The sequence below is a fragment of the Pseudomonas sp. 9.3L genome (assembly GCF_058536285.1).
Genome location: NZ_JBZUBK010000001.1, coordinates 4,466,372 through 4,490,818 on the forward strand (window position 1 = coordinate 4,466,372; position 24,447 = coordinate 4,490,818).

Genomic DNA, 24,447 nt, shown 5'->3' on the forward strand with positions numbered 1-24,447 from the left:
CCCTTGGGCCTGCATCTTAAAGAAGGCGCGGACGAGCTCGCCGAAAACCACGAAATCAACGTGACGCCCTTCATTGACGTCATGTTGGTCTTGCTCATCATTTTTATGGTGGCAGCCCCCTTGGCCACGGTAGACATCAAGGTCGACCTGCCCGCCTCCACCGCCAAACCAGCGCCTCGGCCAGAGAAGCCCGTGTTTCTCAGCGTCAAGGCCGATAAAAGCCTCTTTCTGGGCGATGACCCCATCGACCGTGCCACCCTGGGCCAGGTACTGGATGCACGTACCCACGCCAAGAAAGACACCACCATCTTTTTCCAGGCGGATAAAGGGGTGGATTACGGTGACTTGATGGAGGTCATGGACGCCCTACGAGGCGCTGGGTACCTAAAGGTTGGCTTGGTTGGGCTTGAGACGGCAGGTAAGCAATGATCGCAGCGAGCCGTCCTCTACCGACGGTGGCCCGGTACGGCACTAGCCTTGCTGTCGTGCTGGCAGTGCACGCCGTGGCTATCCTGGTCGCACTGAACTGGAAAAGTGCACAGCCTGAACCGCTGCCGCCTCCTGCGATGATCATGGAGCTGGCCCCCCTTCCCGAGCCCGAGCCAGAACCCCTGCCTCCCCCGCCAGTCGCGCAGCCGCCCAAGCCTGTGGAAGAGCCTCCGCTGCCAAAGGTGGTAGAGGCGCCCAAGCCTGTGATCGAAGTGCCCAAGCCGAAACCCAAGCCGAAACCCCAGCCGCCCAAACCGCAGCCCACGCCCGAGCCCGTGAAGGAAATGCCTGTCCAGGAGCCGACCCCAGTCGTTCGCCAGGTAGAACCGCCCAAGGCCCCCGCGCCACCTCCGGCCCCTGCCGCCAGCATTGCGCCCAGCTGGGAAAGTGAAGTGCTGGGCCGCCTGGCGAGGTTCAAGAAGTACCCGCAAGCCGCGCGTAGCCGGGGTACTCAAGGCCAGGTCGTCATTGCGTTTACCCTCAATGCCCAAGGGCGCGTACTAGAGGCTAGTGTGGCCAACAGTTCAGGGAGCAGCCTGCTCGACCGCGCAGCGCTGGCAGCCGTTCGCGAAGCACAACCTTTACCGGTCCCGCCGGCAGACCGGTTGCGTAACGGCACGATCGACCTTCGTGCGCCGTTTACCTTTAACCTCACCAAAGGTTAAGGGGCCTGACAAGGTCGTGTGATCGATAACGTGCGTCTATGAGCGGCAGCCGCTATGCTGGAGCCGCAACCTCATGGACGCCCGTTATGACCCTCACAGAACTACGCTACATCGTCACCCTTGCCCAAGAGCAGCACTTCGGCCACGCGGCTGAACGCTGCCATGTGAGCCAGCCTACGCTGTCGGTTGGGGTAAAAAAACTTGAAGACGAACTTGGCGTACTGATCTTCGAGCGCAGCAAAAGCGCCGTTCGCCTCACGCCTGTAGGCGAAAGCATTGTGGCCCAGGCTCAGAAAGTCCTTGAGCAGGCCCAGGGCATCCGTGAGCTGGCGCAAGCCGGCAAGAATCAACTAACCGCCCCCCTGAAGGTGGGTGCTATCTATACGGTTGGCCCGTACCTGTTCCCCCACCTGATTCCTCAGCTGCATCGGGTAGCGCCGCAAATGCCGCTGTATATCGAAGAAAACTTCACTCATTTGTTACGCGACAAGCTGCGTAACGGGGAGTTGGATGCCGTAATCGTGGCGTTGCCGTTCAATGAAGCCGATGTACTGACTCTGCCGCTGTACGACGAGCCGTTTCAGGTACTGATGCCCAGCGACCACCCGTGGACCCGCAAGCAAACCATCGACTCTGCCCTGCTAAACGACAAAAGCCTGCTGCTGCTTGGCGAAGGCCACTGTTTCCGTGACCAGGTACTCGAAGCCTGCCCGACCCTGGGCAAGGGTTCGGAAGCGGCCAAACACACAACTGTCGAATCCAGCTCGCTGGAAACGATTCGCCACATGGTTGCATCCGGCCTCGGCGTTTCGGTGCTTCCGCTCTCTGCCGTACACAGCCATCACTATGCACCGGGCGTGATCGAAGTGCGCCCGATGACACCACCGGCACCGTTCCGTACCGTGGCCATTGCGTGGCGAGCCAGCTTCCCAAGGCCCAAGGCCATTGAAATTCTGGCTGACTCGATCCGCCTGTGCTCGGTGGTCAAAGCACCGTCCTCTGCAGGTAAAGCTGCGGTATGACTGAACTGGCGAGCGTGCCGGTCACGGCGCTCAAAGGCGTGGGCGAGGCCATGGCGGAAAAACTCGCCAGGGTAGGCCTTGAGACGTTGCAAGACGTGCTATTTCACTTGCCGCTGCGCTATCAGGACCGCACCCGCGTCATACCCATTGGCAGTCTCAGGCCTGGGCAAGATGCCGTTATAGAGGGCGTGGTCAGCGGCGCGGACATTGTCATGGGCAAGCGGCGCAGTTTGTTAGTGCGGCTGGGTGATGGCAGCGGTGTGGTCAGCCTGCGCTTCTACCACTTCAGCAACGCCCAGAAAGACGCCCTCAAACGTGGCACCCAGTTACGCTGTTATGGCGAAGCACGGCCTGGCGCCTCTGGCCTTGAGATTTACCACCCCGAGTACCGCGTGCTCACGGGTGAGGAATCCGCGCCCGTCGAGCAAACGCTTACCCCTATTTACCCGCTCACCGAAGGCCTTACCCAGCAACGATTGCGGCAGCTGTGCAAACAGAGCCTGGCCATGCTGGGCCCGAGCAGCCTGCCGGATTGGCTCCCTGACGAACTGGCCCGCGAGTACCGCTTGGCCGGGTTGGGCGATGCGATTCGCTACCTGCACCAGCCTCCCGCCGACGCGGACGTAGACGAACTCGCACTGGGCCATCACTGGGCACAGGAGCGGCTGGTTTTCGAAGAGCTGCTAACCCACCAACTGTCACAGCAACGGTTGCGGGAAAGCCTGCGCGCGCAACGTGCACCGGCACTGCCCGAACCGCGTAAGCTGCCGCAAAAATACCTGGCCAACCTCGGCTTCGCGCCCACTGGGGCACAGCGTCGCGTAGGCGCAGAAATCACCTACGACCTGAGCCAGGATGCACCCATGCTCCGGCTGGTGCAGGGCGACGTAGGCGCTGGCAAAACCGTCGTGGCGGCCCTGGCCGCGTTGCAAGCCATCGAAGCCGGCTATCAAGTGGCACTAATGGCGCCTACCGAGATCCTCGCCGAGCAACACTTCATCAACTTTCAGCGCTGGTTTGAACCGCTGGGCATCGAAGTCGCCTGGCTCGCCGGCAAGCTAAAAGGCAAGGTTCGGCAGGCTGCACTAGAGCGGATTGCAGGTGGGGCCCTGATGGTGGTGGGCACGCATGCGCTCTTTCAGCCAGAGGTACGCTTCCATCGGCTGGCCCTTGCGATCATCGACGAGCAGCACCGCTTTGGCGTGCAACAGCGCCTGGCCCTCCGCCAAAAAGGCGTGGACGGCCGGCTCTGCCCACATCAGCTGATCATGACCGCTACCCCCATCCCTCGAACGCTGGCTATGAGTGCCTATGCCGATCTGGACACCTCCGTCCTCGATGAACTGCCTCCTGGCCGTACCCCGGTCAACACGGTATTGGTGGCCGACAGCCGCCGTATTGACGTAATCGAACGAGTACGCGCCGCCTGTGCGCAGGGGCGCCAGGCATATTGGGTGTGTACCTTGATCGAAGAGTCCGAAGAGCTTACCTGCCAGGCGGCTGAAACCACGTTCGAGGAGCTGACCAGCGCGTTGGCCGAGCTGCGGGTTGGCCTGGTCCACGGGCGTATGAAACCGGCGGAAAAAGCCAGCGTCATGGCCAGCTTCAAGCAGGGCGAATTACAGTTGCTGGTCGCCACCACGGTGATTGAGGTAGGCGTAGACGTACCCAATGCCAGCCTCATGATCATCGAGAATCCGGAACGGCTGGGGCTTGCTCAACTTCACCAGTTGCGCGGCCGCGTTGGTCGAGGAATCACTGCCAGCCACTGCGTGCTGCTCTACCACCCGCCGTTGTCGTTCATTGGCAGGGAGCGCCTGGGCATCATGCGCGAAACCAACGACGGCTTTGTCATTGCCGAAAAAGACTTGGCGCTGCGCGGCCCTGGAGAAATGCTCGGTACCCGTCAAACCGGCCTGCTACAGTTCAAGGTAGCGGACCTGATGCGCGATGCCCACCTGTTACCCTCTGTACGAGATGCCGCGCAACAGCTCTTGGCCCAGTGGCCAAGCCATGTAACGCCTCTGTTGGAGCGTTGGCTGCGCCATGGGCAACAATATGGGCAGGTGTAAGGCATCGTTCCTAATATTCCCGCCAAATTACCCTGACAAGTATACTGGCGCCTCGTAAACGTTCGGATGCAGCCATGACTGAAGTCGCCCTGGAAGTAGCCACACCGCATGTACCCGATGCCATTGAGCAGCTATTGCGGGCTCACGAAATTCGCTACACCGAAGTGCTGGAGCAGCCTACGCTCAGCCCAGCGCGGCAGGTACAAGCCGTCCTGTTAGGCGATGCGGTAGGCAATCTCCTGGTGCTGCTGCGCAAGGATCAACTGCTCGACCTCAACCGGCTGGCAGAGATATCCGGCCGTACACTCACTGCCGTGCCGCTCGAAAAGCTAAGGCGCTTGCTCGACCCTCTGCACTTGGCCGAGTTGCCAGGCATCCCATTGGCGTTCACCGTGCCCTGCGTGTATGACGAACGCCTGCTGGACAAAGAGTACGTACTCGTGGCGTCGGGGCGCCCTGGCGTGCTGCTGGAAATCTCCACGGATCAAAACCAGTTCCGCAAAGTCTTGGCCAACGCCAGCTCAGCCCGTTTTGGCGAAGATGCCCCCAAACCGGTTGCACAGGCCCTCTCGGGTTCACTTACGACGATTTCCAAAGGCGTACAGGCCTTCACGGCTCGGCGTATTCAGCAGCGCCTTGAGGACATGGTCGAGATACCACCTCTGGCCAGTACCGCGCAGAAGATCATCAAACTGCGGGTCGACCCGGATGCCAGCACCGACGACGTAACGGGTGTGGTCGAAACCGACCCGGCGCTCGCCGCTCAAGTGGTCAGTTGGGCCGCCTCTCCCTATTACGGTTCGGCCGGCAAGATCCGTTCGGTAGAGGATGCAATCGTCCGCGTGCTGGGTTTTGACCTCGTCATCAACCTTGCCCTCGGGCTTGCCTTGGGCAAGACCCTGACGCTGCCCAAGGACAACCCTCAACACGCTACGCCTTACTGGCAGCAATCGCTCTACACCGCTGCGGTGGTCGAAGGCCTGACGCGCGCCATCCCACGTGCGCAGCGGCCAGAGGCTGGGCTTACCTACCTGTCAGGGTTGCTGCATAACTTTGGCTACTTGCTTCTGGCTCATGTGTTCCCGCCACACTTCTCGTTGGTGTGCCGTCATCTTGAAGTGAATCCGCATTTGCCTCATGCCAATGTTGAGCAATACCTGCTCGGCATCAGCCGTGAGCAGGTCGGCGCATGGCTAATGACCCATTGGGACATGCCAGCAGAGTTAGTCACTGCACTGCAGTATCAGAATGACGCCAGCTACGATGGCGAGAACGCCATTTACGCCAACCTGGTGTGCCTGGCCGTTCGCTTGTTGCGGACCCGTGGCAAGGGCTTCGAAGCCGAGGAAGATATCCCGGACGACTTGCTCAAACGTGTGGGCCTCACGCGCGAAAAAGCCAACGAGGTAGTGACAAAAGTCCTGGACGCCGAGCAGCTGCTGCGCGAGCTGGCGCAGCAATTCGGTCAGGCTTAAGGCGTATACCCTAGCCAATGGCAAGCCGCTAAGGTGCACCGCCCCGTGGGCAGGGTTGCCGAGCAACCTTACCCACGAGGTACGCCGCTCAGCTGATACTTTCGCGCAGGCTTTTGCCCGGCTTGAACGCTACGGTATTGCTTGCTCTGATCTTCACCGGCTCGCCCGTTTGTGGATTCTTGCCCATACGCGCCCCGCGATGGCGCTTTTCAAACGTGCCAAAACCGACCAGCGTGACATTCTGCTTTTCAACCGCTTTGGTGATTTGCTCCAGTAGAGCATCGAGTACACGCCCGGCCTCCTTTTGGGTAAGGTCGGCCCGATCAGCTATAGCATTAGCGAGTTCAGGTTTGCGCATGAAGGTTGCCTCTTCGTCATTTATTGTTTTTATGTCCGACCAGGTGAGCCCGAGCTGACCGCCATGTGGCTGCGGCCTCTGTCCGTGCGGACGTGACGAGGATGGCACGCTCCACGCCCCTGCGCCAGAGGCACAGGGGGCTTTACCTCGCTTATTTCGAGGCGATTCCGACCGGTTGCCCTGAGGGTACGCGTGGGCGGTACGCCTCACTCACATCAAACGATCTCAATCATTTCAAAGTCGTTTTTGCCTACACCACAGTCTGGGCATAGCCAATCCTCGGGTACATCCTCCCAGCGTGTCCCTGCCAACAGCCCCTCTTCCGGGCATCCGGAGACTTCGTCGTAGATGAAACCACATACCACACACTGCCACTTTTTCATTCCACTCACCTTTATAACGCCTGTTCACCAGGCCAGCTAAAGCCCACGGCCTTTCATGCTAAGCTCTAAAGCCTGCCATCCGCCATGCTCACTTACCGTGCCGCACCACAGCCCCGTTTTGACCGAGCCTTCCTGGAAGGACCACCTTCACACCCCGGATGTCCTGCGCCAAGACTGGCTGTTCGACACAGGGTCGCTCACCCGTCGCTTGATTGCGCTTTCCAATGACCGCTTCACCGTGCAGCCCATCAGCGAAGGCTGGGGTGCGCTGCGTGCGGATGAGTGCACTGCGCTGGGCCTGAGCGTAGGTGCGGCTGGCTGGGTGAGAGAGGTATACCTGCGCGGTGCTGACCAGCCATGGGTATTTGCTCGCAGCGTAGCGGGCCAGCAAGCCTTGCACGACGATGGCTTCTCGTTGGCGACACTTGGGGCCCGCTCCCTGGGTGAGTTGCTATTCGTAGACGGTGGTTTCAGCCGAGGCCCCCTCTACGTTAGCCATTACCCGGTGCACTGGTTGCCTCAGCCGCGCCCCTTGGTCACGCCCGTCGCACGGCGATCACGGTTTGATCGCGGCGGGCTAGGCATCCTGGTCACGGAAGTGTTCCTGCCTGAATTCTGGGCCATCCTGCCCCATCCATCGACGGAGATGCCCTGATGTACCTGGACCTGCTTCGCGCCCTCAACCGCCTTCACCCCAGAGCCTGGGACTTCATTCAGTTAAGCCGGGTAGACAAACCCATAGGCATGTACCTGCTGCTCTGGCCTACGTTATGGGCGCTATGGATCGCAGGGGAAGGCAAACCCTCGGTAGCCAATGTAGTGATCTTCGTGCTCGGCGTAGTGCTCATGCGCGCCGCGGGCTGCGTGGTTAACGATTTTGCCGATCGCCATGTCGATGGTCACGTCAAGCGTACCGAGCAGCGGCCCCTGGTGAGTGGCAAGGTTCGGGGCCGTGAAGCCTTGGTGTTCTTCGCCGTACTGGTCACGCTGAGCTTTTTGCTGGTGCTGTGCACCAACGCGGCCACGGTCTGGCTCTCGCTGGGCGGGCTGGCGTTGGCCGCCAGCTACCCTTTCATGAAGCGCTATACCTATTACCCACAGGTGGTGCTGGGTGCAGCGTTCTCTTGGGGCATGCCCATGGCCTTTACTGCCGAGATCGGCCACGTTCCGGCTGCCGCCTGGTGGTTGTACGCAGCCAACCTGTTATGGACGGTGGCCTATGACACTTACTACGCCATGACCGACCGTGACGATGACCTGCGTATTGGCGTGAAGTCCACCGCGATTCTCTTCGGCAATTCAGACCGTTTGATCATCGGCATCCTTCAAAGCCTGGCTATCGTGTGCTTGTTGTTGGCCGGCATCCGTTTCAACCTCGGTGGGTGGTTCCATGCAGGGCTGGCGGTGGCGGTAGGCTGCTTTGTCTGGCAAAGCTGGCATGCTCGGCATCGTGAGCGCATGGCCTGCTTCGAGGCGTTTTTGCATAACCATTGGGCAGGCTTGGCAATTTTCTTAGGAATTGTGCTCAGTTACGCTGTGGGCTGAGGGGATATAGAGTGTTTTCAGGCTTTTTCAGGCATTGAATTGCCTTGGGTGGCAGGCAGAACTTGCTACCCTTCCCGTGACTGTCATGTGACTGCAATATTTCCGTTATCTAATGCAGCGCAACACCTAGGACAGGCTTGAGGGTACACCATGGTTGGCAAATGCATTCTCATCGTCGATGACGAAGCGCCCATTCGCGAGATGATCGCCGTCGCGCTGGAAATGGCCGGCTATGATTGCCTGGAGGCAGAAAACAGCCAACAGGCCCATGCGGTTATCGTGGACCGCAAGCCGGACTTGATTCTGCTGGACTGGATGCTCCCGGGCACGTCCGGGATTGAACTGGCTCGCCGGCTCAAGCGCGATGAGCTAACGGCCGCTACGCCGATCATCATGCTCACGGCCAAGGGCGAGGAAGACAACAAGATCCAGGGCCTTGAAGTGGGCGCCGACGATTACATCACCAAACCTTTTTCTCCGCGCGAACTGGTAGCACGCCTCAAGGCAGTGCTCCGTCGAGCAGGGGCGACGGACACCGAAACGCCTATCGAAGTGGGCGGTTTGCTGCTGGACCCTATCAGCCACCGCGTCACCATCGATGGCCGCCCGGCAGACATGGGCCCTACCGAATACCGCCTGTTGCAGTTTTTCATGACTCACCAAGAGCGTGCCTACACACGTGGCCAGTTGCTGGATCAGGTCTGGGGCGGCAACGTATATGTAGAAGAACGCACCGTAGACGTGCATATCCGCCGCCTGCGTAAAGCGTTGGGCGAAGTCTACGAAAACCTTGTGCAGACCGTACGGGGAACGGGTTATCGTTTTTCCACCAAAGCCTGAGCCCCGCCACTTTCCAAGGATTGACCGCTAATTGAACCGCAACTGGCACGGCGTTCTGCTTCGTCATCTACTGCTGTTGATTGGCGCCTGCCTGCTGCTGGGGATGCTTACAGGCTACTACGGGCTATGGCTGGCTCTGGGGCTGGGTGCTTATCTGGCCAATACGTTGCGTCACCTGCTTCGTCTGCAGCATTGGCTTCGTCATCAGCAAATGGACGAACCCCCACCCGAAGGGCATGGCCTGTGGGGGGATGTCTTTGACAATATCTACAACCTGCAGCGAAGAGACAGCCGTATAAAAGCACGGCTACAAGGCGTGATCGACCGTGTGCAGGAATCTACCGCGGCCCTGCGTGACGCGGTCATCATGCTCGATAGCGAAGGCAACCTGGAGTGGTGGAACCGTGCTGCAGAAACCCTGCTTGGCCTGAAGATGCCCCAGGACGGCGGGCAGCCCATTACCAATCTGGTCCGCCACCCCCGCTTCAAGGACTACTTCGAAGCAGGTCAGTATGCCGAACCCCTCGAAATGCCCTCACCGCTTAATGATCGGCTCAGGTTGCAGTTCATGATTACGCGGTACGGCAATAATGAACACCTGATGGTGGTGCGCGATGTCACGCGTATTCACCAGCTGGAGCAGATGCGCAAGGATTTCATCGCCAACGTTTCCCATGAGCTGCGCACGCCTTTGACCGTGATAACGGGCTACCTGGAAACGCTTCTGGATAACGCCGGCCACTTGAACCCACGCTGGCTCAGGGCACTGCAACAGATGCAGCAACAAGGCAGCCGTATGCAAACCCTGCTCAATGACTTGCTACTGCTGGCAAAGCTTGAAGCAACGGATTACCCCTCCGATAATCATCCAGTGAATGTCACCGGTATGCTGCAAAGTATCGTCAATGACGCAACCGCTTTGTCGGGGGAGCGTCATCACCAGTTAAGCCTCACCGCCGCCCCCGAGCTGCTCATGAAAGGCAGCGAGCCGGAACTGCGCAGCGCATTTTCCAACCTGGTTTTCAACGCGGTGAAGTACACCCCTGACAACGGGCAGGTGCATATACGCTGGTGGCAGGACGAAACAGGCGTGCACATGAGCGTGCAAGATTCGGGGATTGGTATCGAACCCCGTCATATTTCACGTTTGACCGAACGCTTCTACCGGGTAGATTCCAGCCGCAGCTCCAGCACTGGCGGCACAGGCCTTGGCCTGGCCATCGTTAAGCATGTGCTGCTACGCCACAAAGGTCGGCTGGAAATCATCAGCGTACCGGGCAAGGGCAGCACCTTCGCGTGCCACTTTCCCCTGTCACCATTAGCGTTGGCCTACGACGACGACTAACCCTTCGTGTAATGCCGTGTAGGAAATTGCTGAGGTTTAAGACTAGTCAATCCTCACGCCAGTCGCTAAATTGCTAGTCCGCGTCAACGATGACGCGCCCCCCTTTTCCCAGCACGGATTTCACAACACTCCCAATGGACCCTTCCCCTGCTTTATCGCTGTCCGCCCTCTTCGCCGACTTCGGCATGATCCTCTTCGCACTTGTCCTGGTTTTGCTCAACGGTTTTTTCGTTGCGGCAGAGTTCGCCATGGTCAAGCTGCGCTCTACCCGGGTAGAGTCCATCGCCGAGCAACATGGCTGGCGCGGCAAGATCCTCCGCACGGTTCACAGCCAGCTGGATGCGTACCTGTCGGCGTGCCAGTTGGGCATCACGCTGGCATCCCTGGGCTTAGGCTGGGTCGGTGAACCCGCATTCGCGCACCTGCTGGAGCCGCTGCTGGAAGCGGCGGGCGTTCAGTCAGCGGAAGTCATCCGAGGCGCGTCCTTCTTCACCGCATTCTTCGTTATCTCGTACCTGCACATCGTGGTCGGAGAGTTGGCGCCCAAGTCCTGGGCCATTCGCAAGCCCGAGCTGCTGTCCCTGTGGACGGCTGTACCGCTGTATATCTTCTACTGGCTCATGTACCCCGCCATCTGGGTACTCAACGCCAGCGCCAACGGCATTCTGCGTATTGCAGGTCAGGGCGAGCCTGGTGCTCACCATGAGCACCATTACAGCCGTGACGAGTTGAAGCTGATCCTGCACTCAAGCCGTGGTCATGACCCCAGCGACCAAGGCATGCGCGTACTGGCCTCGGCGGTTGAAATGGGTGAGCTGGAAGTGGTGGATTGGGCCAACTCCCGGGAAGACTTGGTAGTACTTGAGTTCAACGCGCCACTCAAGGAAATCCTGGCGATCTTCCGTCGCCACAAGTACAGCCGTTATCCGGTGTACGACAGCGAGCGCGGCGAGTTCGTCGGCTTGCTTCATATCAAGGACCTTTTGTTGGAGCTGGCTGCGCTGGACCATGTGCCTGAGTCCTTCAACCTGGCCGAGCTCACTCGCCCGTTGGAGCGCGTTTCGCGTCACATGCCGTTGGCCGAGCTGCTGGAGCAGTTCCGGACAGGTGCCGCACACTTTGCGTTGGTCGAGGAAGCGGACGGCAAGGTGATCGGCTACCTCACCATGGAAGACGTGTTGGAGGTGCTGGTAGGTGACATCCAGGACGAACACCGTAAGACCGAGCGAGGTGTGCTGGCCTATCAGCCCGGTAAGTTGCTGGTACGCGGTGACACTCCGCTGTTCAAGGTAGAACGCCTGCTAGGCGTAGACCTGGACCACATCGAGGCAGAAACCCTGGCAGGGCTGGTGTACGACACGCTTAATCGGGTGCCCGAAGATGAAGAAGTGCTCGAAGTGGAAGGCCTGCGCATCATCATCAAGAAGATGAAAGGCCCCAAGATCGTCTTGGCCAAGGTATTGAAGCTAAGCTAACCCTTAACGCCTGCCAACGGCGAAGTCCGGCAAGCGCTGTAATGGCTTGTCGAACTGATACGGAATGGACTCCAACCCTTGGGCGGTATTGCGCTGCACCACAAAATGTAAATGCGGGCCGGTGCTATGGCCGGTGTTGCCGGAGCGGCCCAGTGGTGCGCCAACCGTTACGCGGTCACCTTCTTTCACCACAAGCGAGCCGCGCATCAGGTGCAAGTACACGCCCATGGTGCCGTCTTCGTGCAAAACGCGTACGAAGTTGCCCGAGGGCTGCGCCCCGCCCGCCTCCTGACTATTTTCGGTTTTAACGACGACACCTGCGCGCGCCGCCACGATTGGCGTACCTTCCGGCATTACGATATCAATGGCATATCGACCTTTGGGCCCAGTGTGGCTAAAGCTGCCATTGGCGCCCTGGCTTATCCTGAAAGGCCCGCCTTTCCAGGGAAACGGGTAGCGATAAGCATTCGGGCTGATCGCAGGATCACCCAAAGCGTAGTTGAATACAGGCACACCGGAGATCGGCTGGCTGGGTTTTGCCGCCTTCAGAATAATCAGGGTGACGGTAGAGCGAGGGGGCAGCGTCCGGCTGATCCTACTGACCGGCGTACCGGCCACATGACGCAGACCCGCCAGCCGTAGCTCCACCTGTACCGGTGCATAGAGGTCGTTACGGGCCTCGTACGCCACCGTGCTGCCTGACCGGCGTGTATTCAAGCGCACCTGGGCGGCCAGTGACTCCACCATGCGGTCTTCGAATACCACACGCTGCGCCCCAGGCGTGACCCGGTCTGTGTAATTAACCACACCATTGCCATCTACGAACCGGTAGATCGCAGCAGCTTGGCCCTGATTACAAGCCATGGCCGTGAGGGCAAGCAGAACATAACGCCAGCGCATCGCGAAGCTACTCGTACCATTACAGCGGCCTAGCCTAGCAGCCAATGCCAAGCTGCGCCGCTTTGGGCGGTTACGCGCCTGGAACGAAATGCTTCTGGGTGGTCCCGCGGGCAATCAGCCGCGAAATGTAATCAAGCTTTTGCGCATCTTGATCAACGAAACGGAACGTGAGCTGCAACCATTCGCTATCTGGCTTGGCCTCTACGGCCACCACAGCGTGCAGGTAGCCATTAAGGCGTGCCACCTCGCTGTCACCTTGTTCAAGGTCCAGCACGGCTTGTTCCAGCACCTGAGGCAGCGAGTCGTTACGCTTGACCACCACCAATGCTTCTTTAAGGCTTAGCGCCTTGATAACGCATGCCATGTTGCCGCCGCCCGCCAGGCGCAACTGCCCCTGACCACGGCCTCCAGTAGATGCAGCAGGCGCACGTGGAGTGGGGGCGGTGCTCAATGCGGGACTTGGTGCTGGCCGCGCCACGGGTGCAGCGGAGGGCGTAGGGACGCTTTCTGGCCGGCTGCCTGTAAGCGCCGCCAAGGAGTCGTTGGCGAAGGCCGAGGCATTGGGGCGCGAGCCTGGGCCGCTCATCAGCGACTCCAGCTTGCCCGCCCGGTGCAAGGCTTTCTTGACCTTGGTAAGCAACTGCTCGTTGGTGAAGGGCTTGCCAATGTAATCGGAGACACCCGCCTGGATGGCCTGGATAACGTTTTCCTTATCGCCACGGCTGGTAACCATGATGAATGGCACGGTCTTGGTGCGTTCTTGCTCACGGCACCAGGTAAGTAATTCCAGGCCTGTCATTTCAGGCATTTCCCAGTCGCACAGGATCAGGTCGAAGGAGTCCTTTTCCAACATGGCCTGCGCCTTGCGGCCATGAACGGCGTCCTCGATCTGCATTCCAGGGAAAGCGTTACGCAAACATTTTTTAACCAGGTCGCGGATGAAAGGCGCGTCATCCACTACCAGAACACTGACCTTGGCCATTAAGGACTCCTGAAATTCGTTTGGACAGCATAGCCTGCGTCAGCGCTGCCATGCGCTCCAAACGCTGCAACCGCTGTACGGCTGCCCTATAAACTGGTCCCAGTATGAACGAAAACGCCCGGCGCTGGCCGGGCGTCGATCCTTGGGTAAACTTACTTATCGTCAGGGCCAGGCAAAACATTAGCGCGTCCGGCATTGCGACGGACTTCTTCCTTCATGCGTTCCAGGCCCAAATGGCGTACGTCCGTGCCCTGAACCAGGTAAATCACCAGCTCCGCGATGTTGCGGGCATGGTCACCGATACGCTCGAGCGAACGCAGCGCCCAGATCACATTGAGCACGCGAGAAATCGAACGCGGGTCTTCCATCATGTAAGTGACCAGCTCACGGAGCGCGGTTTTGTACTCGCGGTCGATGGTCTTGTCGTATTGAGCCACGGCCAATGCCAGGTCAGCGTCGAAACGGGCGAACGCATCCAGCGCGTCACGCACCATCTTCAACACTTGATCGCCAATGTGCCTGACTTCCACATAGCCACGCGGCGCTTCGCCTTCTTCACAGAGCTGGATAGCACGGCGGGCGATCTTGGTGGATTCGTCGCCAATGCGCTCCAGGTCGATGACAGACTTTGAAATGCTGATGATCAGGCGCAGGTCCGACGCAGCAGGCTGACGGCGCGCCAGAATACGCAGGCACTCCCCGTCGATGTTGCGCTCCATCTGGTTGATTTCGTCATCGAGGTCACGCACCTGCTGAGCAAGGCCCGAATCCGCCTCGATCAATGCGCTGACCGCATCGTTGACTTGCTTCTCAACCAACCCGCCCATGGCCAGCAGGTGGCTGCGCACCTCTTCCAGCTCGGCGTTGTACTGCTGGGAAATATGGTGATTGAGGCTGTGTTTGTCGATCATGGGTCAGGTCCTTGATTGCCGAGGGAGGGTCACGAACAGCGAAACATGCAGGGTTGGGATGGATCAGCCATAACGGCCAGTGATGTAGTCTTCAGTCTGTCGTTTGTGGGGGTTAGTGAACATACGGTCAGTGTCGCCAAACTCCACCAGCTTGCCTTGGTTCATAAAGGCGGTGTAATCGGAGACCCGAGCAGCTTGCTGCATGTTGTGCGTCACGATAACGATGGTGAAGCGGGCTTTGAGCTCATAGATCAGCTCTTCCACCTTGAGGGTAGAAATGGGGTCGAGCGCCGAGCAGGGCTCGTCCAACAGCAGCACCTGCGGCTCGACCGCAATGGTGCGCGCGATCACCAAGCGTTGCTGCTGCCCGCCTGACAACCCTAGCGCAGACTCATGCAGGCGGTCCTTGACCTCGTCCCACAACGCCGCGCCGCGCAACGCCCATTCCACTGCATCATCAAGCATGCGTTTTTTCTTTATGCCCTGGATGCGCAGCCCGTAGACCACGTTTTCATAGATGGTCTTGGGGAACGGGTTGGGCTTCTGAAACACCATGCCCACGCGCCTGCGAAGCTCGGCCACGTCTTCGCCCCTGCGGTAAATGTCCTGACCGTGAAGGCTTACGACGCCCTCTACCCGGCAGCCGTCGACCAAGTCATTCATGCGGTTGAACGTACGCAGCAAGGTAGATTTGCCACACCCTGACGGGCCGATGAACGACGTTACCCGCTGCTTGGCGATATTCAGGCTCACGTCACACAGTACTTGCTGTGCGCCGTAGTAGAGGTTCAGGCCAGACACCTCAAACGCAATGGCTTCCTGAACGATGTTCAGGCTCTGCTTCTTGCGGCCCAGCTTGGCCATGTCAAGCCGCGGGCCTAGGGTGTGTTGCTGCATCGGGTGCTCCATACGCTATCAGTTGCTCATCGGCAGCGCAGGCTGCCAGGGGCCTTACGTGTCGAGTGCGTGATACGTTTCGCGCAGGTGGTTGCGCAGTGCAACGGCAGAGAGGTTCAACAGGCCAATGATCGCAACCAGCAACAACGCGGTTGCGTAGACCAGAGGCCGTGCGGCTTCCACGTTAGGGCTTTGGAAACCTACATCGTAAATATGGAAACCCAGGTGCATGATTTTCTGGTCCAGGTGCAGGTAGGGGTAGTTGCCATCCACCGGCAATGAAGGGGCAAGTTTCACCACCCCTACCAACATCAATGGCGCCACCTCCCCCGCCGCCCTGGCTACCGCCAGGATCAGGCCAGTCATGATGGCAGGGCTGGCCATGGGCAAAACGATTTTCCATAAGGTTTGCGCCTTGGTGGCGCCCAGTGCCAGCGACCCCTCCCGCAACGAGCGCGGGATGCGCGCCAGGCCCTCTTCCGTGGCCACGATGACCACCGGCACGGCTAACAGCGACAGCGTCAGCGAGGCCCACAGCAGGCCTGGCGTACCCAAGGTAGGGGCTGGCAAGGCTTCGGGGAAAAACAGCCTGTCGAGCCCGCCACCTAGCACGTATACGAAGAACCCTAACCCAAATACCCCATAGACAATGGCCGGTACTCCCGCCAGGTTGTTCACGGCGATACGAATCAAGCGGGTCACCCAACCCTGGTGGGCATACTCATGCAGGTAGACCGCCGCCAGTACCCCAAAGGGCGTCACGATCACTGCCATCAGCAACGTCATCATGACGGTACCGAAAATGGCCGGGAAGACCCCGCCTTCGGTGTTGGCTTCGCGCGGGCCCGTGCTCAGGAACTCCCAGAGTTTGTCGGTATAGAGCCTGGCCTTGTCGACCACGCTCATGGCATTGGGGCGGTAGGCACGCACGATATCAGCCAGCCCAATGCTGACTTCACGCCCTTGAGCATCGCTGAATACCGCGGTATCACGTGCGGCCTGAGCGCGCAGCTCGTCGAGCCGGGCTTCCAGTGCCTGGTAACGTGCATTGAGCGCGCTGCGCTCGCTGGCAATGTCCGCTTGGGCGGCTGCGTTCAACTGGCCATTGAGTGCCAGCTTACGGGTGTGCAGCCTGAGCCGCTCCAACTGGTGGTTGATTGATCCTGCTTCGGTTTTCTCCAGGTGTGTCACGCGGGTCGCCAGTATCAACGACTGGGCTAGCCGTGTACGCAGCGGCTCCCAGGCTTCCTTGCCCTCGGCAACCACACGGCCGTCCTCCTGAAGGCGCACAAGTCGCCCATAAAAATTGCCCCACTCCCGCCGCTCTACTGTGGCGATGTCCGTAGGGAATGCCTGACCCGCTAGCCAGGGTTGGACGACCCAACGGAAGTCAGTGCCGTCCCGGTCACGGTTGCCGGTTTTAACCAGCATCCGAGTGATCACGCCATCAGGGGCATCGCCTACCGGCAAGCCCGCCTCAGGCAGCCTTGGCCTGGGCACCTGTTCCTGCTGCACCACTTCGCCGACCAGCGTCATGGGCGCCTGGTCTGGCGCGTGGTACGTGGCCTGCAGCACATCCGACGGCCAGAAATGCCCCAATCCCTGGACAGCGATCAGCGCCAACAAGCCTACTGTCATGATCACGGCGATCGACACTGCACCTGCACTCAGCCACACGCCTGGCGCGCCGCTACGCAGCCAACCCCAGGCGGCTGGCTTATTCACTTCCATTTCATTCGTCACAGGGAGGAATACTGCTTGCGCAGCCGCTGACGAATCACCTCGGCCACGGTGTTCATCGCAAAGGTGAACAGCAGCAACACCAGTGCCGCCAGGAACAGCACGCGGTAATGGCTGCCACTGACTTCCGCCTCTGGCAGCTCGATGGCTACGTTGGCTGCAAGGGTACGCATGCCTTCGAACAGGTTCATGTCCATCAGGGGAGTATTACCCGTGGCCATCAGCACAATCATGGTCTCTCCCACCGCACGGCCCATGCCAATCATCAAAGCTGAAAAGATGCCAGGGCTGGCAGTCAGCAATACGACGCGTACCAGGGTTTGCCAAGGCGTGGCACCCAGTGCCAGGGAGCCGAAGGTGAGGCTGCGCGGCACGCTGAAGACAGCGTCTTCGGCAATGGAATAGATGGTCGGGATCACCGCGAACCCCATCGCGATCCCCACCACCAGGGCATTGCGTTGATCGAAGCCCAGCCCAAGGTTGTGCGCAAGCCATTGACGCATGTCGCCGGCAAACAGCACCTGCTCTAGCCAAGGGCTTGAAGAAATCGCTGCAACACCTAGCAGCATCAATACAGGCACAAGCACCGCGCTTTCCCAGCCAAGTGGCACCCGTTGACGCAACCCCTCAGGTAGCCGGCTCCATGCAAGCCCCGTCAACAGAATACCGAACGGGGTCAGGAGCATCAGGCTGAACACGCCCGGCAGGTGGTTTTCCAGAAACGGCGCCAAAAACAGCCCGGCCAAGAACCCCAGGATAACCGTAGGCATTGCCTCCATCAGCTCAATGACCGGCTTGACCTTGCGGCGCATGACAGGGGCCATGAAATAAGCGGTATAGACAGCCGCCGCTACGGCCAGCGGTGCGGCCAACAGCATGGCATAAAAGGCGGCCTTGAAGGTGCCAAACGCAAGCGGCGCAAGGCTTAGCTTAGGCTCGAAGTCTGAGTTGGCCGCAGTGGATTGCCACACGTATTCAGGGCGGTCGTAATGTTCATACCAGACTTTATCCCACAGTGCGCTCCAGGAAACGTCTGGGTGAGGATTGTCGAGCTTGAGGTTCAATAGCGTGCCTGACCGCTCGATCATCATCCGATCGGCACGCGGCGACAGGGCCAGGGTACCGCCCCCTTCAGCCACTTTTTCAACCAGAAGCGTACGGTGAGCAGTGCTATGGAATACGCCAAGCCATCCGGCGGCATCCAGGGCGACAAACCCCTTGCGACGCTGCTCGGTAGTGATCCGGGCGATGGGCGCGCTGCCGAGCTGGAAGTCTCGGATATGGCTAAGCCGAGGCTCGCCATCCAGGTCGTGGCTCATGAACCATTGCCCAAGGCCCCCCGTGGAGTCGCCCACCAACAGCGAGACGCCCCCCACCAGTTGAGCACTGGCAGTGATGCGAGCAGTGGCGTCTTCAAGTAGCTTGTAACGACCGTTAAGCGCGTGCGTTCGAAGATCGAACACGTCTGCATAGGCACGGCCGTTTAGCACATAGAGCCAGCGCTGTGCGGGGTCGATGTAGACCGCCTGGACAGCCTCGGTCAGCTGCGGGAGAGCAATACGTGTTTGTACCCCAGCGTTGCCAGTGTTTGGCTTAATGGCCACAACATCGACCACCGAAGCACTTGCGCCCGCCAGCAACAGCGTGCCGTCCTCTGCCGCGCTGATCGCAACATGGTTCAATGCAGCAGGCTGCCTGGCCAATGTGATAGCGGCCTGGCCATACGGGTACTCCACGGAAGCCGTGATGGCCCGTTGGCCTTGATCCCAGGTGGTTTTATACAGGTGGCGGAAGATCAGTACCTGCCCATTGGACAGCCCTAGCATCACCACGCCTGTACCGGGCTGATCCTGCGCCACACTGCTCACCGTTGCGCCCACCGGTAGGGGCAGGCTTACCCGGTTGAGTGCAGCGCCATCGGCAGTACTGAAAAACACCAGCTCACCCTCAGCGCAAACGCGCATGGCTATTCGGTTCTGCTCTTCAAGGCTCAGCAGGAGGCCCTGCCCTGCGCCGGGTAGCCAGTCAGGGGTGACCGAGGGTCGGCTTTGAAGATGGGCGCCGTGAAACAGCGGCGCAACCACGTAAGCAAGGTAAAAGAAGATCAGGGTAATCGCTGCAAGCACGGCAAGGCCGCCGATCCGTACATAACCATGGGTCAATTGATCGACGAGCGCATTCCACCGACGATGGCGCTGCAAGGCCGGTGTGTTGAAATCAATGCGCGCCGGAGGCGTGCGTGGGGCTACCTTACTCACACCCGGATCATCCATCCGCACACCCTAGCGGCCTTGCATGACAAGAAAATGAAATCGTGATGACATTACCGGCTACGCCGGCGATGGCCTTCAATGGGCTGCTCCCTTTGGCGCATTCTCCAGACCTAGCGAGCTGAGCGTCTGTGTTACCTGGCTCACGGGGAGAGGGATGTAACCGTCTCGCACCACAAGTGCCTGCCCGGTCTGCGACAGTATCAATTTTACAAATTCAGCCTCCAGCGGCGGTAGCGGCTGGTTCGGGGCTTTATTGAGGTACAGGTACATAAATCGGGCCAGAGGATAGCTCCCATCAATCGCATGAGCGTCAGAGGCCTCCACAAAAGGGCCGTCCTCGTCACGGGCCAAGGGTAGGGCCCGCACGCTGGCAGTTTTATAGCCGACGCCAGAATAGCCGATGCCGTTAGGGGAACTGCTAATGGCCTGCACTACCGAGGCGGAGCCAGGCTGTTCATTCACATTGGCCTTGAAGTCCCCCTTGCACAACGCCTGGAGCTTGAAATAACCATAGGTGCCCGACACAGAGTTGCGCCCGAACAGTTGTAGCGGTCGTGCAGCCAAGTGACCGGTCACGCCCAAATCAGCCCACCGTTGAGCGTCCTGAGTAGCGCCGCATAGGCGGGTGGATGAAAAGATGGCATCAAGCTGCTGAAGGGTGAGGCCTGGAAGGGGGTTGTCTTTGTGCACGTAAACAGCCAACGCATCGACCGCTACCGGCACGGCCGTGGGTTTGTAACCGTACTTCTGCTCGAACGCTTGCAGCTCTACGTCTTTCATCTTGCGGCTCATAGGCCCAAGGCTGGCCGTGCCCTGAATCAGGGCAGGAGGCGCCGTAGAAGAACCCGCTGCTTGAATTTGGACGTTCACGCTAGGGTAAACACGCTCAAACGCCTCTGCCCAGAGGGTCATGAGGTTGGCCAGGGTATCGGAGCCCACGCTGGTCAGGTTCCCTGCCAGGCTCGTTACCCGTACGTAAGGCTCACGTAGTGGGTCTGCGGCACCGCGCGCCTGACCGGCGAGGGTCACGGCACAGACGAGGGCCATCAGGCGCATCAGGCGCATGCAGTGCTCCAGGCGGCAGGAACGCACGCGGTGGTAGAGCGCCCTTTTCGGGCAGGTGCGCTAATTTATTAAAAATTTATTACAGATTAGTGACTGGCCGCGCCTGCACGCGGCTAAGCCCTTATTGCTGGCGCTTCAACAACAGCACCCCGAGGCCGAAACCAAGCACACACAGACCTGCTACGTACCAGGAAGCGCCCATTGGGTTGTTCTTCATGAGCATGGTCACGGCCAAGGGCGTAAGCCCACCGAAAATGGCATAGGCCAGGTTGTAGGAAAACGACAGGCCCGTGAAGCGAACGGCGGTTGGGAAGGCCTTCACCATCACGTAAGGCACCGCCCCAATCACGCCCACGCATAGCCCCGTGACTGCGTACATTGGGAATAGCCAGTCTGGGTGTGCATGCAGGCTGTGGTAGAACGTCCAGGAAGTTACGCCCAAGGCCACGCTGCCTACGATAAATACCTTGCCAGCACCGAAACGGTCAGCCAGCAGGCCTGCGAGTATGCAACCCACGCTCAAGCACACGATGGCCAGGCTATTGGCTTGCAGGGCGATCTTGGCAGGGAAGCTATACAGGGTCTGTAGCAGCGTGGGGGTCATCAGAATCACTACCACGATCCCCGCCGACAGCAACCAGGTGAGCAACATGGACAATGCCACTGCGCCCCGGTGACCTTTTAGTATTTGCTTGATGGGCATTTCCACGGCCAAGGCCTGGCGCCGTTGCAGCTCGGCAAAAATCGGCGTTTCGTGCAACCAGCGCCGCAAATAGACAGACATCAAGCCAAATACGCCTCCCAACAGGAACGGAATGCGCCAGGCGTAAGCAAGCACCTCTTCACCCGAGAACACACTGGTAATAAAGGTGGCAACCAAAGAGCCGAGCAAGATTCCGGCGGTCAGCCCACAGGTCAATGTGCCGCAGGCATAGCCAATATTCCGAGCAGGCACATGCTCGGCGACAAATACCCAGGCACCCGGTACTTCCCCACCAATGGCCGCCCCTTGAATGACGCGCAACAGCAACAGCAGGATAGGCGCAACCAGCCCAATCTGGGCGTAAGTGGGCATCATGCCCATGCCTAGCGTGGACAAGGCCATGAGAAAGATACTCAGGGTGAACATCTTCTTGCGACCTAGCAGGTCCCCGAAGTGCGCCATGACGATGCCACCCAATGGGCGAGCCAGGTAACCCGCCGCAAACAGGCCAAACGTTTGGGCGCCTCTTAACCATTCAGGCATATCAGGGGGAAAGAACAGCTTGCCAATCACCACAACGAAGAATACAAAAATGACGAAGTCGTAAAACTCCAGAGCGCCGCCAAGTGCCGACAGCGACAGGGTTTTGTAATCACTACGGTTCAAAGGGCGCGTAGAGGGCGCGGCGCTGAGTGGCGCAATACTCATTGTTCGAACTCTCTTATTGGTCGCATCGGCAACAGGCTACGCCAGTCCAAGGTAGTCTGGCGGGTGTGGGAAGATAGCAAATTGCTTGATAAAGAACATATATCTGTGATTGAACGGTTATGCACGGACGGATCGGTCTATATACTGGCCGTTAATGGTGCCAGCCGTGCTCTTGAAGCAACTGCCCGTACCAGCCTTCCGACGTCATGGGTCCGAGGCCCCCGGCATGATTGAACTCGAACAAGAAGATCCCATTCCGCAAGGCGACCTGGCGTTGCAAATCACGGCCCTTCCTCGGGAAACCAACGGATTCGGCGATATTTTCGGCGGCTGGCTGGTCTCCCAGATGGATCTAGCCGGTACGGCCATGGCCAGTAAAGTGGCGGGGGGCCGTGTCGCCACGGTTGCCATAGACCGCATGGCCTTCCTGGTGCCTGTTCCGGTAGGGGCACAACTGTCGTTTTACACGCAAACGCTGGAGATTGGCCGCAGCTCTATCCAGATGATGGTAGAAGTGTGGAGCGATGACCCACTGTCCAGTGAATGGCGCAAGGTCACCGAAGCTGCGTTCGTGTTCGTAGCCATCGACGGCAGTGGCCGTACGCGCAGCGTCCCGCCACGCCGCTGAACCTGCACCGGGGCTATTCTCCTCGCCTCGATAAGGGCTACGGAGGGCTGCCGTCTAAACTTGCGGCTGCCGTAGTGGTCAACGCCACACTCTTTAATGTATCGAGGAAGCGATATGTCGACCCCTACGGTAGAGAAGCTCAAGCAAGGCGAACTGGACATCTGGCAGGTAAAAACGGCGCACGCCGAACTGCTGGTCGCCGAACAGGGCGCTCAGGTGCTGAGTTACACGCGCACGGGTGAGCAGCCTTTGATCTGGCTTAACGACCATGCCGAATTCAAGCACGGGAAGGCCATCCGCGCAGGCGTGCCGATCTGCTGGCCCTGGTTCGGTAACCTGGCCCGCAACCCTGAAACCGTGCAGCACCTGCGTGAGGGCAGCACCCCTGCGCCGTCTCACGGGCTGGTACGCACGATCAAATGGGCCCTGGCCGAGCCGGCAATCGAAAACGACCAGGTGACCCTCACCTTCTCGCTGCCAGAAGCCGACGGTAACCTTCCAGGATGGCCCCATGCGGCGCGCCTGACCTTAACCATCGTGCTGGGCGACACACTGCGCCTGTCATTGACCACCCTCAACCTGGGTGTAGACACCCTGCACCTCAGCCAAGCCCTGCATACCTACTTTGCAGTCAGCGACGTACGCCAAGTGGCCGTAGAAGAAGTCGCAGGGCTGGAGTACATCGAAACCCTTGAAGATTGGGCACAGCGTAGCCAAGAGGGGCGGCTTGAGGTCACCGGTGAAACTGATCGTATCTACCTGAAGACACCCCCGCGCCTGAGCATCGCTGACAGCGAATGGAAGCGTCGTATTCTGATCGATGCCGAAGGGTCAGCGAGCACCGTTATCTGGAACCCCTGGATCGAGCGCGCGGCAGCGCTAACCGACATGGACAACAGTGGCTGGCAGCGCATGTTCTGCATCGAAACCGCTAACGTCCTTGAGGACGTCAAGGCACTGGGGCCAGGTGCCTCGCACACATTGGCCGTCACCTTCTCCAGCGAAGCGCTCTGATCGCGCACCGGCCCCTGCTTGCGGGGGCCTCACGACGGCTATAAGTCTTTGTCTTCCACTCTCCGCACGTTGTCGGCGTCCATGGCATAGGCCGCGTTCGCCAAGTCGTTGCTCACCTGTTCAACCTTTAGGGTGCCCATTGCCCACAATGGCGTATAGATATCGTCGAGCGTGAGGCCCTTGGGATAGCGGATCAAAATGAGCTGATTGGGCGGTGGCGGAGGTACATGGATGCAGGCACCGGGGTAAGGCACCAGGAAAAATAACGTGCTACGCCCTTTTGCGTCGGTTTCCAGTGGCACCGGGTAGCCGCCGATACGAATAGTCTTGCCATTCATGCCCGCCACGGTTTTGGTGGAATACATGACAGCTGGCAAACCCTTGGGGTTTTTCAGCCCGCCCTTATCGGTAAAGCCACCTGCTGCTTCGGGGCTGTTGTGGTCGATTTCGGGCATCGCTTCCAGTGCGCGCTGGTCGGACAGAGGCATTAAGGCCAGCCAATCCGTTTCGGGGGGTTCTGCCCAGGCCAGAGTGCTGATGAACAGCAGGCAGGCAAGTAATAAGACGCGCATGGGGCTGACTCCGAAAACGAGGGCGACATTTTAGGCCATGTTGCAACGATATCTACACCCGCCAAGCGGATACAGGTAAGGGCCAGCCCTCGTTCTCGGTTAGCGTGTTACTTCTTCTTGATCATGCCGTAAATAACCAGCAGCACGATTGCACCGACCAATGCGCCGAGGAAGCCTGCGCCTTCACCTGCACGGTAGATACCCAAGGCCTGGCCACCGTAGGTTGCAGCCAGTGAGCCACCGATGCCCAGCAGGATGGTCATGATCCAGCCCATGCTGTCGTCACCTGGTTTCAGGAAGCGTGCCAGCAAGCCTACGATCAAGCCAATGATGATTGTTCCGATGATGCCCATGAAGTATCCCTCTCAAAAGTAGGGCCGGCAGC

At 59.4% G+C, this 24,447-nt stretch carries 24 protein-coding genes; 12 read left to right on the plus strand and 12 right to left on the minus strand.

The features are described 5' to 3' along the window. Positions 1–3 precede the first annotated feature (3 nt). The 5 genes from exbD (at position 4) to AC4LE2_RS20770 (ending at position 5,723) form a co-directional block, all read left to right on the plus strand. Positions 4–429, plus strand: coding sequence for a TonB system transport protein ExbD (exbD, locus tag AC4LE2_RS20750; protein WP_491827936.1), 426 nt, complete (start codon positions 4–6; stop codon positions 427–429). After that, entirely contained in the window at positions 426–1,154 is a 729-nt protein-coding gene (locus AC4LE2_RS20755) for an energy transducer TonB (RefSeq protein ID WP_491827937.1), read from the plus strand. The genes exbD and AC4LE2_RS20755 overlap by 4 nt, the downstream gene beginning before the upstream one ends. Before the next feature lie 86 nt (positions 1,155–1,240). After that, entirely contained in the window at positions 1,241–2,176 is a 936-nt protein-coding gene (locus AC4LE2_RS20760) for a hydrogen peroxide-inducible genes activator (RefSeq protein WP_491827938.1), read from the plus strand. Further along, positions 2,173–4,248, plus strand: a complete 2,076-nt coding sequence (gene recG, locus AC4LE2_RS20765) for an ATP-dependent DNA helicase RecG (RefSeq protein WP_491827939.1) — start codon at positions 2,173–2,175, stop codon at positions 4,246–4,248. Before AC4LE2_RS20760 ends, recG begins: the two co-directional genes overlap by 4 nt. A 74-nt stretch (positions 4,249–4,322) precedes the next feature. Continuing rightward, positions 4,323–5,723, plus strand: a complete 1,401-nt coding sequence (locus AC4LE2_RS20770; protein ID WP_491827940.1) for an aminoacyl-tRNA deacylase and HDOD domain-containing protein — start codon at positions 4,323–4,325, stop codon at positions 5,721–5,723. Positions 5,724–5,811: 88 nt separating this feature from the next. Here AC4LE2_RS20770 and AC4LE2_RS20775 read toward each other — a convergent pair whose 3' ends face one another. Both AC4LE2_RS20775 and AC4LE2_RS20780 read right to left on the minus strand, forming a co-directional pair. Continuing rightward, the gene (locus AC4LE2_RS20775) at positions 5,812–6,081 is read right to left on the minus strand and encodes an HU family DNA-binding protein (RefSeq protein WP_491827941.1); all 270 of its coding nucleotides are present in this window, start codon (positions 6,079–6,081) and stop codon (positions 5,812–5,814) included. A 215-nt stretch (positions 6,082–6,296) separates the two neighbouring features. Continuing rightward, entirely contained in the window at positions 6,297–6,464 is a 168-nt protein-coding gene (locus AC4LE2_RS20780) for a rubredoxin (protein WP_491827942.1), read from the minus strand. A gap of 55 nt (positions 6,465–6,519) precedes the next feature. Between AC4LE2_RS20780 and AC4LE2_RS20785 the strand changes: the two genes are divergently transcribed. The 5 genes from AC4LE2_RS20785 to AC4LE2_RS20805 all read left to right on the plus strand — a co-directional run bounded on the left by AC4LE2_RS20785 (position 6,520) and on the right by AC4LE2_RS20805 (position 11,669). Further along, a complete protein-coding gene (locus AC4LE2_RS20785) occupies positions 6,520–7,119 on the plus strand; it encodes a chorismate--pyruvate lyase family protein (protein ID WP_491827943.1) in 600 nt (199 codons plus the stop codon). Beyond that, positions 7,119–8,009 (plus strand): 4-hydroxybenzoate octaprenyltransferase, encoded by an 891-nt coding sequence (ubiA, locus tag AC4LE2_RS20790; protein WP_491827944.1) that lies wholly within the window; start codon positions 7,119–7,121, stop codon positions 8,007–8,009. Before AC4LE2_RS20785 ends, ubiA begins: the two co-directional genes overlap by 1 nt. Before the next feature lie 150 nt (positions 8,010–8,159). Then, on the plus strand, positions 8,160–8,849 hold the full coding sequence (gene phoB / locus AC4LE2_RS20795) for a phosphate regulon transcriptional regulator PhoB (RefSeq protein ID WP_491827945.1): 690 nt from the start codon (positions 8,160–8,162) through the stop codon (positions 8,847–8,849). Positions 8,850–8,880: 31 nt separating this feature from the next. Then, positions 8,881–10,194 carry a phosphate regulon sensor histidine kinase PhoR gene (gene phoR / locus AC4LE2_RS20800; protein ID WP_491827946.1) on the plus strand — a complete coding sequence of 438 codons (1,314 nt, stop codon included), beginning with the start codon at positions 8,881–8,883 and terminating at the stop codon, positions 10,192–10,194. Between the two features lie 134 nt (positions 10,195–10,328). Continuing rightward, positions 10,329–11,669, plus strand: a complete 1,341-nt coding sequence (locus tag AC4LE2_RS20805) for a hemolysin family protein (protein ID WP_491827947.1) — start codon at positions 10,329–10,331, stop codon at positions 11,667–11,669. A 3-nt stretch (positions 11,670–11,672) separates the two neighbouring features. Here the strand turns inward: AC4LE2_RS20805 and AC4LE2_RS20810 are convergent, their stop codons facing one another. The 8 genes from AC4LE2_RS20810 to AC4LE2_RS20845 all read right to left on the minus strand — a co-directional run bounded on the left by AC4LE2_RS20810 (position 11,673) and on the right by AC4LE2_RS20845 (position 21,848). Further along, a complete protein-coding gene (locus AC4LE2_RS20810; RefSeq protein ID WP_491827948.1) occupies positions 11,673–12,569 on the minus strand; it encodes a peptidoglycan DD-metalloendopeptidase family protein in 897 nt (298 codons plus the stop codon). Positions 12,570–12,639: 70 nt separating this feature from the next. Next, positions 12,640–13,551, minus strand: a complete 912-nt coding sequence (locus tag AC4LE2_RS20815) for a response regulator (protein WP_491827949.1) — start codon at positions 13,549–13,551, stop codon at positions 12,640–12,642. A gap of 152 nt (positions 13,552–13,703) precedes the next feature. Next, the gene (phoU, locus tag AC4LE2_RS20820) at positions 13,704–14,462 is read right to left on the minus strand and encodes a phosphate signaling complex protein PhoU (protein ID WP_491827950.1); all 759 of its coding nucleotides are present in this window, start codon (positions 14,460–14,462) and stop codon (positions 13,704–13,706) included. A 63-nt stretch (positions 14,463–14,525) separates the two neighbouring features. Then, positions 14,526–15,359, minus strand: a complete 834-nt coding sequence (gene pstB / locus AC4LE2_RS20825) for a phosphate ABC transporter ATP-binding protein PstB (RefSeq protein ID WP_491827951.1) — start codon at positions 15,357–15,359, stop codon at positions 14,526–14,528. A 54-nt stretch (positions 15,360–15,413) separates the two neighbouring features. Then, a complete protein-coding gene (gene pstA, locus AC4LE2_RS20830; RefSeq protein WP_491827952.1) occupies positions 15,414–17,090 on the minus strand; it encodes a phosphate ABC transporter permease PstA in 1,677 nt (558 codons plus the stop codon). A gap of 8 nt (positions 17,091–17,098) precedes the next feature. Further along, a complete protein-coding gene (locus AC4LE2_RS20835) occupies positions 17,099–19,372 on the minus strand; it encodes an ABC transporter permease subunit (RefSeq protein ID WP_491827953.1) in 2,274 nt (757 codons plus the stop codon). A gap of 75 nt (positions 19,373–19,447) precedes the next feature. Continuing rightward, positions 19,448–20,437 carry a PstS family phosphate ABC transporter substrate-binding protein gene (locus tag AC4LE2_RS20840; RefSeq protein WP_491827954.1) on the minus strand — a complete coding sequence of 330 codons (990 nt, stop codon included), beginning with the start codon at positions 20,435–20,437 and terminating at the stop codon, positions 19,448–19,450. A 121-nt stretch (positions 20,438–20,558) separates the two neighbouring features. After that, entirely contained in the window at positions 20,559–21,848 is a 1,290-nt protein-coding gene (locus tag AC4LE2_RS20845; protein ID WP_491827955.1) for an MFS transporter, read from the minus strand. A gap of 226 nt (positions 21,849–22,074) precedes the next feature. Between AC4LE2_RS20845 and AC4LE2_RS20850 the strand changes: the two genes are divergently transcribed. Both AC4LE2_RS20850 and AC4LE2_RS20855 read left to right on the plus strand, forming a co-directional pair. Continuing rightward, positions 22,075–22,476 (plus strand): acyl-CoA thioesterase, encoded by a 402-nt coding sequence (locus AC4LE2_RS20850; protein WP_491827956.1) that lies wholly within the window; start codon positions 22,075–22,077, stop codon positions 22,474–22,476. 114 nt (positions 22,477–22,590) lie between these two features. Continuing rightward, positions 22,591–23,490 carry a D-hexose-6-phosphate mutarotase gene (locus tag AC4LE2_RS20855; protein ID WP_491827957.1) on the plus strand — a complete coding sequence of 300 codons (900 nt, stop codon included), beginning with the start codon at positions 22,591–22,593 and terminating at the stop codon, positions 23,488–23,490. Positions 23,491–23,528: 38 nt separating this feature from the next. Here AC4LE2_RS20855 and AC4LE2_RS20860 read toward each other — a convergent pair whose 3' ends face one another. Together AC4LE2_RS20860 and AC4LE2_RS20865 are read right to left on the minus strand one after the other, a co-directional pair. Further along, positions 23,529–24,062 (minus strand): DUF3299 domain-containing protein, encoded by a 534-nt coding sequence (locus AC4LE2_RS20860; protein ID WP_491827958.1) that lies wholly within the window; start codon positions 24,060–24,062, stop codon positions 23,529–23,531. 107 nt (positions 24,063–24,169) lie between these two features. Further along, positions 24,170–24,415: a GlsB/YeaQ/YmgE family stress response membrane protein gene (locus tag AC4LE2_RS20865; protein WP_491827959.1), complete on the minus strand. Its 246-nt coding sequence runs from the start codon at positions 24,413–24,415 to the stop codon at positions 24,170–24,172. Between the last annotated feature and the right edge of the window lie 32 nt (positions 24,416–24,447).

Coding starts and splice junctions, on each gene's coding strand:
- AC4LE2_RS20755 (WP_491827937.1), top strand. CDS start 426: ATGATCGCAGCGAGCCGTCCTCTACCGACGGTGGCCCGGTACGGCACT.
- AC4LE2_RS20760 (WP_491827938.1), top strand. CDS start 1,241: ATGACCCTCACAGAACTACGCTACATCGTCACCCTTGCCCAAGAGCAG.
- recG (WP_491827939.1), top strand. CDS start 2,173: ATGACTGAACTGGCGAGCGTGCCGGTCACGGCGCTCAAAGGCGTGGGC.
- AC4LE2_RS20770 (WP_491827940.1), top strand. CDS start 4,323: ATGACTGAAGTCGCCCTGGAAGTAGCCACACCGCATGTACCCGATGCC.
- AC4LE2_RS20775 (WP_491827941.1), bottom strand. CDS start 6,081: ATGCGCAAACCTGAACTCGCTAATGCTATAGCTGATCGGGCCGACCTT.
- AC4LE2_RS20780 (WP_491827942.1), bottom strand. CDS start 6,464: ATGAAAAAGTGGCAGTGTGTGGTATGTGGTTTCATCTACGACGAAGTC.
- AC4LE2_RS20785 (WP_491827943.1), top strand. CDS start 6,520: ATGCTAAGCTCTAAAGCCTGCCATCCGCCATGCTCACTTACCGTGCCG.
- ubiA (WP_491827944.1), top strand. CDS start 7,119: ATGTACCTGGACCTGCTTCGCGCCCTCAACCGCCTTCACCCCAGAGCC.
- phoB (WP_491827945.1), top strand. CDS start 8,160: ATGGTTGGCAAATGCATTCTCATCGTCGATGACGAAGCGCCCATTCGC.
- AC4LE2_RS20805 (WP_491827947.1), top strand. CDS start 10,329: ATGGACCCTTCCCCTGCTTTATCGCTGTCCGCCCTCTTCGCCGACTTC.
- AC4LE2_RS20810 (WP_491827948.1), bottom strand. CDS start 12,569: ATGCGCTGGCGTTATGTTCTGCTTGCCCTCACGGCCATGGCTTGTAAT.
- AC4LE2_RS20815 (WP_491827949.1), bottom strand. CDS start 13,551: ATGGCCAAGGTCAGTGTTCTGGTAGTGGATGACGCGCCTTTCATCCGC.
- phoU (WP_491827950.1), bottom strand. CDS start 14,462: ATGATCGACAAACACAGCCTCAATCACCATATTTCCCAGCAGTACAAC.
- pstB (WP_491827951.1), bottom strand. CDS start 15,359: ATGCAGCAACACACCCTAGGCCCGCGGCTTGACATGGCCAAGCTGGGC.
- pstA (WP_491827952.1), bottom strand. CDS start 17,090: ATGGAAGTGAATAAGCCAGCCGCCTGGGGTTGGCTGCGTAGCGGCGCG.
- AC4LE2_RS20835 (WP_491827953.1), bottom strand. CDS start 19,372: ATGGATGATCCGGGTGTGAGTAAGGTAGCCCCACGCACGCCTCCGGCG.
- AC4LE2_RS20840 (WP_491827954.1), bottom strand. CDS start 20,437: ATGCGCCTGATGCGCCTGATGGCCCTCGTCTGTGCCGTGACCCTCGCC.
- AC4LE2_RS20845 (WP_491827955.1), bottom strand. CDS start 21,848: ATGAGTATTGCGCCACTCAGCGCCGCGCCCTCTACGCGCCCTTTGAAC.
- AC4LE2_RS20850 (WP_491827956.1), top strand. CDS start 22,075: ATGATTGAACTCGAACAAGAAGATCCCATTCCGCAAGGCGACCTGGCG.
- AC4LE2_RS20855 (WP_491827957.1), top strand. CDS start 22,591: ATGTCGACCCCTACGGTAGAGAAGCTCAAGCAAGGCGAACTGGACATC.
- AC4LE2_RS20860 (WP_491827958.1), bottom strand. CDS start 24,062: ATGCGCGTCTTATTACTTGCCTGCCTGCTGTTCATCAGCACTCTGGCC.
- AC4LE2_RS20865 (WP_491827959.1), bottom strand. CDS start 24,415: ATGGGCATCATCGGAACAATCATCATTGGCTTGATCGTAGGCTTGCTG.